This is a genomic window from Paenibacillus turicensis (assembly GCF_050461185.1).
GTDB classification, from domain to species: Bacteria; Bacillota; Bacilli; order Paenibacillales; family Paenibacillaceae; genus Fontibacillus; species Fontibacillus turicensis_A.
Genome location: NZ_JBCMOR010000005.1, coordinates 194,769 through 211,095 on the forward strand (window position 1 = coordinate 194,769; position 16,327 = coordinate 211,095).

At 39.7% G+C, this 16,327-nt stretch carries 16 protein-coding genes and 1 other annotated feature; of the genes, 14 read left to right on the top strand and 2 right to left on the bottom strand.

The window, feature by feature from the left end; all coding sequences use genetic code 11:
• Positions 1-173: 173 nt before the first annotated feature.
• Positions 174-445 (top strand) — a binding site (T-box leader).
• Between the two features lie 61 nt (positions 446-506).
• From pheS to ABE099_RS02985, 3 genes are all read left to right on the top strand, one after another.
• Complete coding sequence (gene pheS / locus ABE099_RS02975) at positions 507-1,541, top strand: phenylalanine--tRNA ligase subunit alpha (protein WP_430027224.1); 1,035 nt, start codon at positions 507-509, stop codon at positions 1,539-1,541.
• A 26-nt stretch (positions 1,542-1,567) separates the two neighbouring features.
• Positions 1,568-4,018: a phenylalanine--tRNA ligase subunit beta gene (gene pheT, locus ABE099_RS02980; RefSeq protein WP_430027226.1), complete on the top strand. Its 2,451-nt coding sequence runs from the start codon at positions 1,568-1,570 to the stop codon at positions 4,016-4,018.
• Positions 4,019-4,172: 154 nt separating this feature from the next.
• Positions 4,173-5,723: a cell division protein ZapA gene (locus ABE099_RS02985; protein WP_430027228.1), complete on the top strand. Its 1,551-nt coding sequence runs from the start codon at positions 4,173-4,175 to the stop codon at positions 5,721-5,723.
• 61 nt (positions 5,724-5,784) lie between these two features.
• On the opposite strand, the gene ABE099_RS02990 is transcribed toward ABE099_RS02985, so the two are convergent.
• Positions 5,785-6,147, bottom strand: coding sequence for a phage holin family protein (locus tag ABE099_RS02990; protein WP_430027230.1), 363 nt, complete (start codon positions 6,145-6,147; stop codon positions 5,785-5,787).
• A gap of 195 nt (positions 6,148-6,342) precedes the next feature.
• Here ABE099_RS02990 and ABE099_RS02995 point away from each other — a divergent pair, with 195 nt between their 5' ends.
• A complete protein-coding gene (locus tag ABE099_RS02995) occupies positions 6,343-8,682 on the top strand; it encodes an endonuclease MutS2 (protein WP_430030425.1) in 2,340 nt (779 codons plus the stop codon).
• A 28-nt stretch (positions 8,683-8,710) separates the two neighbouring features.
• Positions 8,711-9,235: a hypothetical protein gene (locus ABE099_RS03000; RefSeq protein WP_430027232.1), complete on the top strand. Its 525-nt coding sequence runs from the start codon at positions 8,711-8,713 to the stop codon at positions 9,233-9,235.
• 92 nt (positions 9,236-9,327) lie between these two features.
• Here ABE099_RS03000 and ABE099_RS03005 read toward each other — a convergent pair whose 3' ends face one another.
• Positions 9,328-10,545: an NAD(P)/FAD-dependent oxidoreductase gene (locus ABE099_RS03005; protein WP_430027234.1), complete on the bottom strand. Its 1,218-nt coding sequence runs from the start codon at positions 10,543-10,545 to the stop codon at positions 9,328-9,330.
• 172 nt (positions 10,546-10,717) lie between these two features.
• Between ABE099_RS03005 and ABE099_RS03010 the strand changes: the two genes are divergently transcribed.
• From ABE099_RS03010 to ABE099_RS03050, 9 genes are all read left to right on the top strand, one after another.
• Positions 10,718-10,942 carry a hypothetical protein gene (locus ABE099_RS03010; RefSeq protein WP_430027236.1) on the top strand — a complete coding sequence of 75 codons (225 nt, stop codon included), beginning with the start codon at positions 10,718-10,720 and terminating at the stop codon, positions 10,940-10,942.
• Positions 10,943-10,972: 30 nt separating this feature from the next.
• On the top strand, positions 10,973-11,353 hold the full coding sequence (locus ABE099_RS03015; protein ID WP_430027238.1) for a spore coat protein: 381 nt from the start codon (positions 10,973-10,975) through the stop codon (positions 11,351-11,353).
• A gap of 252 nt (positions 11,354-11,605) precedes the next feature.
• Positions 11,606-12,106, top strand: coding sequence for an Lrp/AsnC family transcriptional regulator (locus tag ABE099_RS03020; RefSeq protein ID WP_430027240.1), 501 nt, complete (start codon positions 11,606-11,608; stop codon positions 12,104-12,106).
• A gap of 13 nt (positions 12,107-12,119) precedes the next feature.
• Positions 12,120-13,319 (top strand): aminotransferase class I/II-fold pyridoxal phosphate-dependent enzyme, encoded by a 1,200-nt coding sequence (locus ABE099_RS03025; protein ID WP_430027242.1) that lies wholly within the window; start codon positions 12,120-12,122, stop codon positions 13,317-13,319.
• Positions 13,320-13,424: 105 nt separating this feature from the next.
• On the top strand, positions 13,425-13,592 hold the full coding sequence (locus ABE099_RS03030; protein WP_210088944.1) for an aspartyl-phosphate phosphatase Spo0E family protein: 168 nt from the start codon (positions 13,425-13,427) through the stop codon (positions 13,590-13,592).
• 3 nt (positions 13,593-13,595) lie between these two features.
• Positions 13,596-13,871, top strand: coding sequence for a hypothetical protein (locus ABE099_RS03035; RefSeq protein ID WP_430027244.1), 276 nt, complete (start codon positions 13,596-13,598; stop codon positions 13,869-13,871).
• A 161-nt stretch (positions 13,872-14,032) separates the two neighbouring features.
• Positions 14,033-14,605, top strand: a complete 573-nt coding sequence (locus tag ABE099_RS03040) for a cob(I)yrinic acid a,c-diamide adenosyltransferase (RefSeq protein WP_430027246.1) — start codon at positions 14,033-14,035, stop codon at positions 14,603-14,605.
• Positions 14,602-15,525 carry an RluA family pseudouridine synthase gene (locus ABE099_RS03045; RefSeq protein WP_430027248.1) on the top strand — a complete coding sequence of 308 codons (924 nt, stop codon included), beginning with the start codon at positions 14,602-14,604 and terminating at the stop codon, positions 15,523-15,525. Before ABE099_RS03040 ends, ABE099_RS03045 begins: the two co-directional genes overlap by 4 nt.
• Positions 15,526-15,961: 436 nt before the next feature.
• Positions 15,962-16,324, top strand: coding sequence for an arsenate reductase family protein (locus tag ABE099_RS03050; protein ID WP_430027250.1), 363 nt, complete (start codon positions 15,962-15,964; stop codon positions 16,322-16,324).
• Positions 16,325-16,327 lie beyond the last annotated feature (3 nt).

The following is a 16,327-nucleotide window of genomic DNA, read 5'->3' on the forward strand; positions in this document are numbered from 1 at the left end:
TAATAGATGAAAATCCAACTTTAAAGGCGGCCGCTTCGCTTTTCCATCATCCCTCTGCCCCTTCGTAACCTGCTTATGTTACTATACAAAATTAAAGAACGCTCCTTTCTTATGGCTGAATCATTGATTTTCTTGCCATTGGAAGGAACTTCTCATATAATAAGTAAACAAAGGTAAATGCGTGGATAGAGACAAGTAAGTTAGCGACCACTATACAGGAAGAAGGCATAATACTGAGATTGCCTTTATGGACTGGACTAACTGAAATTCCCTCTGGAGCAGTGGCTTGAACAATTAATCCTCATAAAATCCTTTTCAAGGATGGATGAATTCATTAGAGCTAACCGGCTGGCGAACCGTTATTTCGTAAAAGTGAGAGCAATTAACGATGGATATGACATAATAGCTCTAACAAGGGTGGTACCGCGGTCTTTTCGTCCCTTTTTTGGGAGAGAAGGCCTTTTTTTGTTTGTCATGGAAAGAAAACATAAGGGAGGACATGAAACATGAAGGAAAGATTAGAAGCGCTAAAGCAAGAAGCAATTGCAGGGCTTGAAGCTGTAGCGGATGCAAACATTTTAAATGATCTACGTGTTAAGTATTTAGGGAAAAAAGGAGCACTTACTGAAATTTTGCGAGGAATGGGCGCGTTAACCGCAGAGGAAAGACCCATTATCGGTCAAGTAGCGAATGAAGTACGAAGTGCTATTGAAGGGCTAATTGAAGCAAAAAATAATCATTTCCAACAGCAAGAAACGTTAGCACGTCTTGCAAATGAAAAAATTGATGTAACCTTGCCTGGTAGACAACCAAGACAAGGTGGAATTCACCCGCTAAATCAAGTTATTCAGGACATCGAAGACATCTTTATTGGAATGGGTTATCGGATTGCAGAAGGACCAGAGGTAGAAACAGATTATTATAACTTTGAGGCACTAAATTTACCGAAAAACCACCCTGCACGCGACATGCAAGATTCCTTTTATTTAACAGAAGACCTACTTATGAGAACTCAGACGTCTCCTGTTCAAGTAAGAACGATGGAAGCGATGAAGGGTGAAGTACCCGTTAAGGTGATCTGTCCTGGACGTGTATATCGTCGTGATGATGATGATGCGACACATTCCTTCCAGTTCCATCAAATTGAAGGTATTGTCATTGGACCTCGTATTCGTATGAGTGATTTAAAAGGCACATTGCTGGAGTTCACTCGTAAAATGTTTGGTGAAGATACGCAAATTAGATTACGTCCAAGCTTTTTCCCATTCACAGAGCCAAGCGTTGAGGTAGACGTAACCTGTATGAAATGTCATGGAGATGGCTGTCGTGTATGTAAACAAACCGGCTGGCTTGAAATTTTAGGAAGTGGCATGATTCATCCACGTGTACTTGAAATGAGTGGCTATGATCCAGAGAAAGTCAGTGGGTTTGCATTTGGTATGGGCGTAGAGCGGATTGCAATGCTGAAGTATGGTATTGATGATATTCGTTATTTCTACAACAACGACTTACGTTTCTTAGGACAATTCAAGTCACTTTAAATGTTGGGAAAAGGAAGGGGATTATTATGAAGGTATCAACACAATGGTTGGCTGATTATGTCAGTCTAGAGGATGTTAACATAGAGCAATTAGCTGAACAAATTACACGTTCAGGTATCGAAATTGATTCAATAGAAAATCGTAATCAAGGCGTAAGCAAGGTTGTTGTTGGTTTTGTGAAATCGAAGGAAAAGCACCCTGATGCAGATAAATTGAATATTTGTAAAGTTGATGTAGGTGCTGAGGAAGAATTGCAAATCGTGTGCGGTGCTAAAAATGTAGATGCGGGTCAAAAGGTTCCTGTTGCACTTGTAGGCGCTAAAATGCCAGGTGGACTTGAAATTAAAAAAGCGAAGCTTCGTGGCGCATTATCTCAAGGGATGATTTGCTCTGCGAAGGAGCTTGGCATTAACGATAAGCTTCTGCCTAAAGAAATCCAAGAAGGGATTTTGGTTTTACCTGCTGAAACTGAAGTGGGTACCGATGTTATTTCTTTATTAGCTCTTGATGACCAAGTGCTTGATTTTGATTTAACACCCAATCGTTCTGACTGCTTAAGCATGTTAGGAGCGGCGTATGAGGTAAGTGCTATTTTAGGGCGTGAGCTTGCTTTGCCTCAGCCTGATAAGGAACTAACGGAAGTAGCAGAGCCAACTGCGGATTTCATTAAAATAGGTCAACATGATGCCGAATTGTGTAGTCATTATGCAGTGAGACATATTTCTGGCGTAAGTATTGCACCTTCACCATTATGGTTACAAAATCGCTTAATTGCAGCGGGAATTCGCCCGATTAATAATATCGTAGACGTTACGAATTATGTCATGCTTGAATATGGGCAACCGTTACATGCGTTTGATGCAGATACAATTGCAGGTCAGACGATTGGTGTGCGTAAAGGTGAAAATAAAGAGAAATTTGTTACATTAGATGGTCAAGAGAGAGAACTTGATGAGCATGATTTGCTGATTGTTGATGGTAACAACGCTCCGATTGCATTAGCAGGTGTGATGGGGGGGCTCGCAACAGAAGTTACGAATCAAACGGTAAACCTCGTGCTTGAATCGGCGAAGTTTGATGGAGGAACTGTTCGTAAAACATCCCGTAAACTAGGTCTTCGTTCAGAAGCGTCCCAACGTTTTGAAAAGGAAGTCGATCCAGCACGTGTAATTCCAGCTTTGAATCGCGCAGCGGCTCTTATTGCTAAGCTTGCGGGCGGAAATGTTCATAAAGGTATTGTAGAAGCTGTGGGTATGTCACAACAGCCAGTTGTGCTTCAGCTTACAGTGAATAAAGTAAACGACTATTTAGGCACAAGCATTTCAATGGAAGAAATCAAACAAATTTTTGCGCGTTTGCACTTTGACCATAAAGAGCTTGCTCAGGATACATTAGAGATCGCCGTTCCTACCAGACGTGGAGATATTACACGTAATGTAGACTTAATTGAAGAAATAGCTAGACTGTACGGCTACGACAATATTCCTGTTACTCCTATAGAAGGTCCGGCTACATTAGGCGGATATACAGCAGCTCAGCAGCTTAGACGTAACATTAGGGAAATGTTATCATATGCGGGTTGGTTTGAGGTTATGGGGTATTCGTTTATCCGTGAAGGTGAAGCTCTTAGATTCCCACAACGATCTTCTAATCACCAAGAGGTTAAGCTTGCAATGCCGATGAGTGAGGATCGTAGCGTCATTCGTAGTAGCTTAATTCCAGGATTAGTTGATATTGCAACGTATAATCACAATCGTAAGCAAAATAACTTGGCAATTTTTGAAATCGGACATGTATTTGAATCTGAAGAAGTGAATCTTACAAAACAACCTCAGGAAATTACGTTGTTATCTTTACTTTTGAGTGGAGAGCGTGAAGAAAAGCGTTGGAATGTAAGCTCCCAGCCTGTTGATTTCTATGATCTTAAAGGTGCAGTAGAGGCTATATTTATTGGATTAGGGATTGAAAATCAGATTAGCTATGAAGCGAATGAGCCACAAGGCTTCCATCCTGGACGTTCTGCTTCAATTTATTTAAACACAGAGCAAGGTAAACAGCATATTGGTACACTTGGTCAGCTTCATCCTGAATACCAACAAGAGAAAGAATTGCCTGACACGTATGTGGCGGAAATTAGCTTAGAGTCACTGTATACGTATAGTGGGCATGTCGCGGTTTATAAAGATTTACCACGTTTCCCTGCCATGCAAAGAGATATTGCACTTGTGGTGGATCAAAATGTAGAAGTCGATAAGTTGATCACATTAATTAGACAAGAAGCAGGACAATTGCTTGAAGCTGTGGATGTGTTTGATGTGTTTACAGGTAGCAAGCTTGGTGAAAATAAAAAGAGTATTGCCATCTCCCTTGTGTACCGTCATAAAGAGCGTACATTAACAGATGAAGAGATTACTGCCTTACATCAAGAGGTCGTTTCATCGCTTGAACAAACTTTTAACGCAGAATTAAGAAAATAGCAGGATTTTATTAAAGTCACATCGAATCTTTGTAAGTGTAACTGATTCGATGTGATTTTCGTTAACATTGTATAAATCCCATTGAATCCTTAGCTACTAGTTTAAAATCCTACACATCTAGACATCAGCGTAGTAACGAAGGAGGAACAAAGCTTTGACGACCCCTGAACGCGTTAGTATAAATGTAGAAATTTATGGAACCTCTTATAAAATTGTTGGCAGTAGTGCTGAATATATGAAGAAAATTGCTTACCGAGTTGATGAGCATATGCATGTCATTGCCAAAATGTATCCTCATCTTGATACATCCCGTTTGGCAGTACTTGCCGCAGTTCGAATGGCTGAAGAGGCAATGAAATCAGAACAGCTTGCTGTAGACTTGGAGCAGCTATCTGAGCAACATCAAAAGCTGAAGCAGGAGCTTTCTGTTAATCATGCATTGTTAGTTAAGCAAGAAAACATGAATAAAAGTATACAAGAGGAGCTTCATCAAACCAAAAGTGATAAAAAATCGTTATTTGAGCAGCTTGCGACAAGCAATCATAAACTCAAAGAAAATGAAGATGCATCGCAAAAGCTTAACCAGCGGGCATTGGATTTAGAGCGCCAATTAGCTGAGGTACGTTCTAGTAATACGAAGCTCCAAAGTAAGCTACGCATTGTAGAGCATGAAGTGAAGCAAGAAAAAGACAAGGCAATGAAGTTAAGTGAACAACTAAAGGATGTACAGACACAGCATGCTGCTTCGAAGGATGCTGTAGCTAAAGGCAAGGAGCATCAAACTAAGTTAGAGGAGCAGATTAATTCACTGCAATCCTCAGTTGAGGCTGCTAAAGCTTCCTTGTTACAGGAGCAGAAATTGGTTCATGAAGCTAAACAACGTGAAGCACAATTAAAGGCAAGCTTAGACGAAGCTCAAAAAAATGAGAAGACATGGCAAAAGTTAGCAGAAAATCGCAACATGGAAATAAGCAAACTGGAGAAGTCTGCCCTTGATCTCGCAGCTTTACAAGAACAGCTTGGTCAAGATATCCAAGGACTGACGAAGGAAAAAGGACTACTCATTAAGCAATTAGATGAACTAAGGGCTGATGCGGTAAATAATGCAGACCAGCTCAAAATAGCTCAACAGAAGCTTGAGCAGGAAGTACAAGGTAAGCTTAAGCTACAGCAAAAACACGAAGCAATGCTTGAAGCAAAAAATAAGCTAGAGGATAAGCTGTATGAGATGGAGGCGAGCTGGCAACAAGCAGCTGAAGAGCTTGATTTCATGACGGTTCAAGCCCAAGAACAAGCCCAAGAGCTGGAGGAATTGCGTAAACGTGAGGCGGATTGGCAGCAACAATATGAGAATGCGAAGAAAGAGTTAGCTTCATTCCATGCGCGAGAACATGAGCTAGAAGCTGAGATTAATCAATGGGAAGCTCAAAGTGCGGCTGGAAGCGAACGTATGACACAGCTATCCTCCCAATTTGAAACTATACAGCAACAAAAGGAACAATTAGAGGCACAGCTTAGTGAAATTACAGATGGTTATGAGCTAATTTCTCATGAATACCGTTTGCTACAGGTGCAACGTGAAGTAGATCTTGAGAAATCTAAGAAGCTTGAGCAGGAATATGAGCATCTTCGGGATGATTATGCTAAATTACAAAATGAATATAACGAGTGGATTGAATTAATTGAACAGGATCAGAAGCAATAGCATATGATTTATGAAATTAAGCCCCCGTTATACCCGGGGGCTACTTACATGTTGTGCAAGGTTAGCGCGAGGAGTTGCTCTTGCCAGCTTCAAATGGTGTTGAAACGGGAATAAATAGGTCAATAATGCCAATAACTAATGCTGCCAATAATGCGCCGATGATGGAGACGCTAATACCGGACACAATAAACTGGGCAAGCCAGATTACTAAGGCACTAATTAAAAAACCTACAATTCCTCGACCAAATGGGGTAACTTTCTTGCCAAATATACCTTCAATTGCCCAACCAATTAAAGCGATGACAAGTGCCAACATTAAGGCACTTCCAAAACCGCCTACGCTAAATTGCGGTACGAGCCAACCCACAATCATCAAGACGATTGCAGATACGATAAATCGAACGACGTGTCCCAAAAACTGCATGTCTGAGCCCTCCTTAAAGATATGTTAAGTCCTGCACGTTATTATATTGTTCTATAATGTCCAATCTTATGTGTTAGGCTTGTTGTATAATTCCGTAAATTGCTGTGAATAGCGAGAATAAGGAAGCTTCGGTATAATAAATAAGGATAGCTCGAAGGGAGTTGACTAAATTTGGAACAAAAAGTTTTATCTAAAATGGAGTATCACAAAATAATTGAAAAGCTAATAAAATATTGCCAAACGGCTTTAGGACAAGCTGCTGCAGATTCTTTGCTTCCCTCTAATGATTTAGAACATATTAAGACACTTTTGCAAGCGACAGATGAGTCGTGTAAAGTAGATCGTTTACGTGGTGCACCAAGATTTGGTGGAATTGTAGATATTTCATTTTCAGCAAAACGTGCACGTATCGGGGGAACATTAAATCCCCATGAATTATGGGATATAGCAACAACACTCGAAGGATCACGTCGGGTTAAACGTTATATTGCAAGTATGCATGAAGAAGATGAGATCGAATTATTGTACAAGCTTAGTGATGACTTAACTGAACAAAAACCGCTTGAGGATGCCATTAAGCGTTGCATTAATGAAAATGCAGAGGTTCTTGATTCTGCCAGCCCAGAATTGGCACAAATTCGACGAGACCTTCGAGGTGGAGAGGTTCGTATCCGTGAAAAATTAGATGCCATGATTCGTTCATCTTCGGTTTCTAAAATGCTACAGGATCAAATTATTACCATTCGTGGCGATCGTTTCGTAATTCCGGTTAAAGCGGAATATCGTGCTCATTTTGGTGGGATTGTACATGATCAATCCGGCTCTGGAGCTACTTTATTTATCGAGCCTGAATCCATTGTGGCTATGAATAATAAGCTACGGGAAACCAAGCTCAAGGAAGAAAGAGAAATTGAAGTTATTTTGCAAAAATTAACGGCACTTGTTGGTGATCAGACAGAGCTTTTAATGTACGATTTGGATATTTTGTCAGAGCTTGATTTTATTTTTGCCAAAGCAAGATTAGCGCGTGAGATGAAGGCTGTTCTTCCACGTATGAATGATCGAGGTTTTATTAAGCTCAAGAAGGGCAGACATCCTTTAATTCCAGTGGAGCAGGTCGTTCCAATCGATATGGAGCTTGGCAACCAATATAGCACAATCATCGTTACAGGGCCAAATACAGGTGGTAAAACGGTTACGTTAAAAACAATTGGCTTACTCAGTTTAATGGCGATGTCAGGTCTGTTTGTGCCTGCGGAGGATGGGGTACAGCTATGTGTTTTTGATGCGATCTATGCGGATATTGGAGACGAGCAAAGTATTGAACAAAATTTAAGTACATTTTCAAGTCATATGACCAACATCATTTCGATGCTTGGTGAAATGACCTCTAAAAGCTTAGTTTTGCTAGATGAGCTTGGTGCAGGAACTGACCCTGCTGAAGGCTCGGCATTAGCTATTGCGATTTTGGAGCATATTCACTCACTTGGAACAAGAATGGTAGCTACAACCCATTATAGCGAGCTTAAAGCCTATGCCTATGAACGCAAAGGTGTTATTAATGCAAGTATGGAATTTGATGTGAATACTTTAAGTCCTACGTATCGTTTATTGGTTGGTGTACCTGGACGAAGTAATGCGTTTGCTATTGCTAGCCGTCTAGGACTACCTGAGCACATTCTTGATTATGCACGTGGGGAAGTAAATGAAGAAGATACGCGTGTTGAAAATATGATTGCCTCTCTAGAGCAAAACCGTTTAAGTGCTGAGCAAGAGAAGCAAGCTGCAGAGCAGCTACGTAAGGAGTTAGAGCAGCTTCGTAAGCAACATGAAGTGGAGCTTGAAAAATTAGAGCAACAACGTGACAAACGGATTATAAAAGCGGAAGAAGAAGCTAGAGCTATCATTACAAAAGCTAAAAGCGAAGCGGAAGGCATTATCGCTGATTTACGTAAGTTGGCGCTAGAGGAAGGCGCTTCAGTTAAGGAGCATAAGCTGATCGCCGCTCGTAAACAATTAGAGGAAGCAGAGCCTGCTCAACGTAAAAAGGTAGGAGCAACTCGGAAAAGTGGCAAAGTGCCACGTACAATTGGTGCTGGTGATGAGGTTATGGTATATAGTCTCAATCAACGTGGGTTTGTAGTCGAGCTTGCAGGTACAAAAGAGGCGGTAGTGCAGCTAGGTATTATGAAGATGAAAGTAAGTGTCGATGATCTGGAATTAGTAGCCGCTGCACCTGCTCAGGCACCAGTACAACGACAAGCAGCAATTTTAAAACGAACTAAAGATCGTGTATCCAGTGAACTTGATTTACGAGGTGCTAATTTAGAGGAAGCTTACTTAGAGGTAGATCGTTTTATTGATGAAGCCTTTTTGGGTAACCTTGGACAAATTAGTATCATTCATGGTAAAGGAACCGGCGTATTACGGACTGGTATTACCGATTATTTACGGAAGCATAAGCATGTAAAAAGCTATCGTCTAGGCAACTATGGCGAAGGTGGCAACGGTGTCACCATTGTTGAGCTGAAATAAATTAATAATGTGAAAGGTGGCACACAATATGGAAGCAACCATTTGTCCTTGGTGTCAGACAGAAATTGTATGGGATGAGGAATTAGGACCAGAAGAGGAATGCCCCTATTGCCATAATGAGTTGGATGGTTATCGCACATTAACTTTTGATGTGGATTCTGCTGGATCTGAAGAAGAGTTAAACAATTATGGAGATGAAGAGGGAGGACATGGTCATTTATATGCTCAAAGTGGAAAAGGTGCTTCACATTTATTCCACGCAGCAGGACATGATCCTTTAGTGTATGAGGCAGCAGTTGAAAAGCTACTGGATACCCAAGACGTTGTACCTGAATGTCCTCATTGCCGAGAATATATGATTTTTTCAGGTCATCATGTATTAGGTGAAAATGAATTTAAAGCTGCCATTCTTCCAAGCTATGACAAACCATTATTACAATCTAAGCTACAATATAATGTATTTGTTTGCCCTTCTTGCTTTCATGTTAGTCAATTTTTAGATGATAAGGATCGTCTTCCTTTTATGAAGGCAATCAGTAAAGAAGAGGATTAAAACAATTTACGCAACGACAAAAAGAGGACTATGCTTAAGTCCTCTTTGTCTTTCTAACCGAATTTCTATTGAGTGTAATTACATCGTAAGCCTTATTTTTTTGAACCCCGCATTAAATCAAACATCGCAGCATCAGGTCGATCTTTTCCACTGATCAAGTCCGTTAGCAAATTGGCTCCAATCATACTACATACAGTGCCATTTCCGCCGTAACCTTGCAAGAAGTAGCAATTTGGATATTTATAATGTGGGCCAATGAAGGGTAATCCATCTCTAGTTCCACCAAAAACAGCTCCCCAAGAATATTCTGACTTAGCCTCTGTGAACATCGGGAACATTTCATGTACTGTGCCTAACAGTTGTTCGCTTTTATGAAGATATCGTCCTTCTTCAAGTCCATTTGGAGGTAAAGGCTCATCTAATCCACCTGCAATAATTCTACCATCCTCTGAGGTGCGGATATAAAAATAAGGTCGTGCTGTCTCCCAAATTAAACAATCCTCAAACCAATGGCTGTGTAACTCAGGAACGATGTCAGTAACAATAACGTAAGAAGCAACAAGATCTGCGCCACGATCTGGTTTAAATTCCTGCGTAGTATACCCTGTAGCAAAAATGACCTTTTTGCTTTGAATACGATGTTTACCTACATAAACAAGGACATGATCATTTTCACATTTCAGACTATTTAGCTTACTTTTTTCAAAAATTCTAGCTCCATGTTTAGCTGATAATTGGGATAACTCCTTCACAAATACATAAGGATTTGCTTTGGCATCACCACCAGTATAAAGGGCAGCCTCATTCTGAAAAGGAAAATGAGATTGTAATTTTTGTTTGTCCCACCATTCAACAGGGAATTTAAACCTTTGTAAATTGTTATATTCCTCTTGAAGCAGTCTTACATCTTCAGGTGTACTTGCCAAATATAAGCTATTTCTAGGAAGCACCCTTGCGTCTTCAGACAAGGCTGAGCTAATCTCAGTAAGCTGCTTAACAGCATCCAGTGATAGCTGATAAAAGTGTACAGCAAGCTCTTCACCAATCGTGTGGATAAAGGAGGTTAACATTTTATCACTGCAAAATTGTAACAACCCGGTATTTGTTTGTGTGCTGCCACTCGCAATTTCATTTTCTTCGATTAGTACTGTATCAAACCCCTGCTTGGATAGCTGGTAGGAGCAAGTGACCCCACCCATTCCTCCTCCAATGACAAGTACATCACAGGAGATGTCCTCCTGTAGCTGAGGATAATCAATTTTTTGATTTAATGTTGTAGTCCAGTAATATTGACCATAATGTAGCTTCATAAGGTCCACCCTCCAGCCAAACTAAGTAATATTTGCATCTAAATAATGAAGCGGTTTAAATATACTTCCCTATTTATTGTTAGAAAATCCATTCAAAATTACACATATCTAAAAGACTTATTACGCATAATACCGTGTGAAACGTAATTAATTTTCAGGAGGGAATACATTCATGCAAATGCAACCATTGTCAGGAAAAGAATTAGACTACATTTCCGATTGTTTATCTAATGAGGACATGCTTATTAAACTATGCGCATGTGCTTCTGCAATCAGCAAGGAGCCCGCAATTAAGCAAGCAATCTCGCAACAAATTAATGCCCACCAGCAACATATGAATACGTTGCTTAATACCCTTACTTCTCACCAACAGCTTGCACCAACAACGACCCACTAATTTAATTTTTTGAAGGAGGATAATATCAACATGAATACAGGAATGAATCATATGGAGCTATTACCTGAGGAAGATTTGCTTAATACAATTTTGGCTGATTTAAAAAGAACGGTAAGAGAATATACAACAGCAACGACAGAAGCGGCATGTCCAGAAGTTCGTCAAATGTTCACACAATTAACTGACGATACGTTAAAGCTTCAAGGTCAATTGTTCCAAGTGATGTCTCAAAATAACATGTACACAATGCCTTCAAAAGCACCACGTACAGCAGTGGATAAAGAGGTACAATGTGCACAAGATACGATTCAAAAGGCTGGACAATTTGTACAACAAAGAAGTGGTGCAGGAGCACAAGCATTTGGTCAACAACAAGCTGGTGCGATGACTACCCCTAACCATTTAGTTTAAATAAAAGTTTGTTTTTATAGATGTAAAAGAACTTCACAGAACCGTCATTCAAAATATCTGCAGTTGCAAAAGTTAGCATTTTGCTAACATAATGTGATGCAGTTTTGTTTTGGTGACGGTTTTTGCTTTTCACTTGGGGGTAATTCATGTAATATAAGTATTAAATCTAGTTTTCAAAAACCTGACAAGCGAAGTGATTTATTACACGGGAATACATTCAGGTGGATGGAAATAATGTCTGGAGGATATAGCATGAAAGAATTAAGTCCATTAAAGCTTAAGTTGCTGGATCTTCTAAGAGAGGATGCGCGTAGGAATCCAGTATTGCTGGCGACCTTGGTAGGATCATCTCTTGAGGAAACCAAGCAAGCCATCGCCGAACTTGAGGCAGATAATATCATTGTAAAATATGCTACAGTGGTTAACGCCCATAAGTTAGGGGATGAAAAAGTAACCGCGCTCATCGAAGTTCAAATTACACCTCAACGTGGACGTGGCTTTGATGCCATCGCTGAACGTGTATATTTGTTCCCACAAGTTAAATCTGTATATTTGATGTCAGGTGCTTATGACCTATTAGTTGAAGTTGAAGGACGCAATCTACAAGAGGTTGCCAGCTTCGTTTCCGATAAATTATCACCATTAGAATCTGTATTATCTACGAAAACACATTTTATTCTTAAAAAATATAAACAAGACGGGGTCATTTTTGAAGATCCAGAAGATGATCGTCGCCTGTTGATAACCCCGTAAAGGAAGTAATGATATGAGTGGAAATGTAGAGCAACCGCATAGTTCAATGTCTTCTTATCTTGCTCCATTGGTTCGAGATATTCAGCCGTCTGGCATTCGGAAGTTTTTTGATTTAGTGAGTGCCAACAAAGATATAATTACACTTGGTGTGGGTGAACCTGATTTTATTACACCTTGGCATATCCGTGAGGCTTGTGTGTACTCATTGGAGAGAGGGTATACAAGTTATACCTCTAATGCAGGAACACCGGAGCTTCGTGAAGCAATCGCGAACTATTTAGATCATTCCTATCAATTAAAATATAATCCTAAAGATGAAGTGTTAGTGACGGTGGGTGCAAGTGAAGCAATTGATCTAGCTTTACGTGCATTGATCGTGCCAGGAGATGAAGTGTTACTTCCTGTTCCTTGCTATATTTCTTATAGCCCTATTATAGACATTAGCGGGGGGAAAACAGTAGAAGTTGCAACCTATGCTAAGCATGATTTTAAAATACAAGCTGAACATTTGCTAGAGCAAATTACACCGAGATCAAAAGTACTTATATTAAACTATCCGAACAACCCAACAGGTGGGGTTATGTCTTATGAAGACTGGCTTCCTATTGTGAAGGTTGTAGAGGACAATGATCTTATCGTCATTAGTGATGAAATTTATTCCGAGCTTACTTATGGTAGCCATCATGTTAGCTTTGCATCAATGCCAGGAATGAAGGATCGTACGTTATTAATTAACGGCTTCTCAAAAGCATTTGCAATGACAGGTTGGCGTATGGGATACGTATGTGGACATCCTGACTTAATTTATGCTATGTTGAAGATTCACCAATATACAGTGATGTGTGCACCAGTAATGGGCCAAGTCGCTGCTTTAGAAGCTTTAACAAACGGGATGGAAGATAAGGATCATATGGTGGAGTCCTATAATCAACGGCGTAGACTAGTCGTCCAAGGCTTAAGGGATATTGGTCTTGAATGTCATGAGCCGAAGGGAGCTTTTTATGCGTTCCCGAATATACAATCTACGGGACTTACCTCTGAAGAATTTGCTGGTCGTTTGTTAACTGAAGCTAAGGTTGCGGCAGTTCCAGGCAATGTGTTTGGACTAGGTGGAGAAGGCTTCTTACGGTGTTCCTATGCTACAGGAGTGAGCCAACTTAATGAGGCTTTACAACGAATGGGAGATTTCGTGTATAAGGTGAAGCAAGGCTAGCAATTATTCACGTTCATAATGCTTAAGGAGGGATTACTTTTGGATTGTGGTGAATGTGATCAATCAAGCATAGATGTTAATCAATGGCTACAGAAGGATAACAGCATGATATCACCACAGGGAGTAAGCCTAGAGGAAGAAATACGATTGCTTAGAAAATGGATGGAACGCTTAGTTGATGAGGAACAGTCCTTTACTACAGAGGTTGTCATTGCAATCAGTACTCTTCTTGACCTTAAAATTAATGAATTTATGAAAAAGCAGGAGCGATGAAGTTTGATTTATCATTTGTTTTTTATTAACCAAGTTTTAATTGCGCTTGTCATTTGTCCAATTATTGCTTTAACAATTGGCTTCCTTATGTCAAAGTTTAATAAATCAAAAAAGGTAGCATTTGTTATAAGTTTTTTGTTACCTTTAATTTATACAACCTATGATTTGCCCACATTTAAAGCTAATATAGGTGCATGGTTCCTTTGGGGATTGATGTATGTTGGATTTGCGTTTATTGGTGATAAGCTAGCTACAAATCTTTTTTCGAGAAATCGATAATTCGTGTTTTTGATGAACTGATTTAAATATTTAAACTTTACACTCTTTCGTAGGTAAAAACTTACGAGAGAGTTTTTTTATCGGGCTTATCAAAGAAAGCTGATCATTATGTTGAGGCGAACAACTCAGGTTAACAAAAGACTATAAAGGAGATGATAGGAATGCCGATTTATACTAAGACTGGAGATAAAGGGAAGACCTCTGTAATTGGAGGAATTGTGGATAAAGATGATATTCGTGTTGAAGCTTATGGTACAATAGATGAATTAAATACATTTGTGGGTCAAGCTCGAAGCTTGCTTCAGGAACAGCCCTCTTTTTCTGATTTAGCTCAGCATTTATTACAAATCCAACATGAGTTATTTGATTGTGGCTCAGATTTAGCATATATCTCTTTAGAAAGTAGTCGCTATAAGGTTACAAGCTCACTTGTTGAGCGGTTGGAGCATTGGATTGATACGTATGAGCAACAAAATACTACACTGGAGAAATTTATTTTACCGGGAGGCACTCTGTTAGCATCAAGCTTACATGTGTGCAGAACAGTCTGTAGGAGAGCCGAACGGAGGGTTGTTACACTTGGACGCGAAGTGAGTATAAATCCTGCTATTGTGCAGTATATGAACCGGTTATCTGATTTCTTTTTTGTCGTTGCACGGATTGCAAATGTGAGATCAAATGTACAAGATATAGAATATGAACGAAGTGGAAAGGTGTTTAGCAACAACTCATGACACAATATTATAAACCAATCGAATATGTGGTAACCTCAGAAGAAGAAGGCTGGATTTTAAAAAATGTTCTTCAACGTAAATTAGGCATTTCTCGCAAACTGCTATCAAAAATTAAGTTAACTGAGCGTGGCGTAATGCTTAATGGAGAGCGCGTTTATATTAGTGTCCCTGTCACGGCTGGTGATCGGGTGGAGATTTCGCTACAAAAGGAAACGTCAGATGATATTTTGCCACAAAATATAGCGTTTGATATTATTTATGAGGATGAAGACATTCTTGTTGTAAATAAAACAGCAGGAATGATTGTCCATCCCACGCATGGACATTATACGGACACGTTAGCGAATGCAGTCGTTTATTATTGGAACCAGCAAGGGCAGCAATTCCGTTTCCGCCCCGTACATCGCTTAGATCAGTATACAAGTGGATTAATTGCGATCGCCAAAAATAAATATGTGCATCAGCATATTTCTGAGCAAATGATTGCTGGTACTGTGCTGAAAAAGTATCAAGCATTAGTGTATGGCAAATTACCGCAAAAGAGTGGGAGTATTGATGCACCTATTGATCGTGATCCTGTTGATCCGCATTTAAGAATAGTTAGTCCAACGGGACAAGCTGCATTTACAACGTATGAGCTTATAGAGCAATATAAGGACACTGCGTTTGTTGAGCTACAGCTTGGAACGGGGCGTACACATCAAATTCGTGTGCATATGCTGTCCATTGGACATCCTCTAATCGGGGATGAAATGTATTTTGATACGACAAAACAGCAAGAAAGTCTGGAAAAGTTAATGGGTCGTCAAGCTTTACATGCGTACAAATTAGGTTTTGTACATCCGATTACAGGCGAAGAAATGTTATTTGAAGCGCCTTTACCATTAGATATGTTTCAATTAAAAAAAGAATTAAATTAATGGTTTTATTTTGAAATCAATGCTTAGATAATAAGCATAACTAGCGAGGAAACAGAGCGTTTCTGAAGATTGTCTCATAAAATCATCTTCCATCTATAAATATACTTCAATAAATAGGGCTCAACTTAGAAATTGGTGGTTGACGGAAAGCAAACTAGCGAAGGGGTAGAGGGATGGTGGAGAAGTGAACACGTCCGCCTTTACAGACTGTTTTTCAACCGATAAAAATCTAATTCAAGAAAATCAGGCTGTAATAGGGGTCGAAGCCACCCTCTGCACCGTAGCTGCTTTCCTCGGAAATTAGCAACCACTAATTTTTGTTTTGAGCTATAAAAAGGAATATGATTTTAACAGCAATCGCAAGAACGCTCTGGAGCGTAGCTGCTTATTAAACATGATTTTATTTATAGCCAGTAAATTAAAGGAGAAGATGATTATGAGTCAACTTATCGTTTATCAATATCCAAAATGTAGTACATGCCGAAAGGCAGTAAAATGGTTAGAAAATCAAGGTCATGAGCTACAATTAAAACATATTGTGGACACACCACCATCAGAAGAGGAATTAAATCAATTCATATCTCTTAGCGGCTTAGAGTTGAAAAAGTTTTTTAACACTAGTGGTGAGGTTTATAAGGAATTAGGGCTAAAGGACAAGCTTGCTAGTATGTCCGTACAGGACCAAGTAGCTCTGCTCGCACAGCATGGCAAGCTCATCAAGCGTCCGATTGTTAGTGACGGTAACCAAGTAACGGTAGGCTTTAAAGAAGAAGAGTATAATGAGAAATGGGCGAAATAAAGG

Excerpts from the sequence above, each read along its gene's own strand:
- pheS (WP_430027224.1), top strand. The coding sequence starts at position 507 with ATGAAGGAAAGATTAGAAGCGCTAAAGCAAGAAGCAATTGCAGGGCTT.
- pheT (WP_430027226.1), top strand. The coding sequence starts at position 1,568 with ATGAAGGTATCAACACAATGGTTGGCTGATTATGTCAGTCTAGAGGAT.
- ABE099_RS02990 (WP_430027230.1), bottom strand. The coding sequence starts at position 6,147 with ATGCAGTTTTTGGGACACGTCGTTCGATTTATCGTATCTGCAATCGTC.
- ABE099_RS02995 (WP_430030425.1), top strand. The coding sequence starts at position 6,343 with ATGGAGTATCACAAAATAATTGAAAAGCTAATAAAATATTGCCAAACG.
- ABE099_RS03000 (WP_430027232.1), top strand. The coding sequence starts at position 8,711 with ATGGAAGCAACCATTTGTCCTTGGTGTCAGACAGAAATTGTATGGGAT.
- ABE099_RS03005 (WP_430027234.1), bottom strand. The coding sequence starts at position 10,545 with ATGAAGCTACATTATGGTCAATATTACTGGACTACAACATTAAATCAA.
- ABE099_RS03010 (WP_430027236.1), top strand. The coding sequence starts at position 10,718 with ATGCAAATGCAACCATTGTCAGGAAAAGAATTAGACTACATTTCCGAT.
- ABE099_RS03015 (WP_430027238.1), top strand. The coding sequence starts at position 10,973 with ATGAATACAGGAATGAATCATATGGAGCTATTACCTGAGGAAGATTTG.
- ABE099_RS03020 (WP_430027240.1), top strand. The coding sequence starts at position 11,606 with ATGAAAGAATTAAGTCCATTAAAGCTTAAGTTGCTGGATCTTCTAAGA.
- ABE099_RS03025 (WP_430027242.1), top strand. The coding sequence starts at position 12,120 with ATGAGTGGAAATGTAGAGCAACCGCATAGTTCAATGTCTTCTTATCTT.
- ABE099_RS03030 (WP_210088944.1), top strand. The coding sequence starts at position 13,425 with ATGATATCACCACAGGGAGTAAGCCTAGAGGAAGAAATACGATTGCTT.
- ABE099_RS03040 (WP_430027246.1), top strand. The coding sequence starts at position 14,033 with ATGCCGATTTATACTAAGACTGGAGATAAAGGGAAGACCTCTGTAATT.
- ABE099_RS03045 (WP_430027248.1), top strand. The coding sequence starts at position 14,602 with ATGACACAATATTATAAACCAATCGAATATGTGGTAACCTCAGAAGAA.
- ABE099_RS03050 (WP_430027250.1), top strand. The coding sequence starts at position 15,962 with ATGAGTCAACTTATCGTTTATCAATATCCAAAATGTAGTACATGCCGA.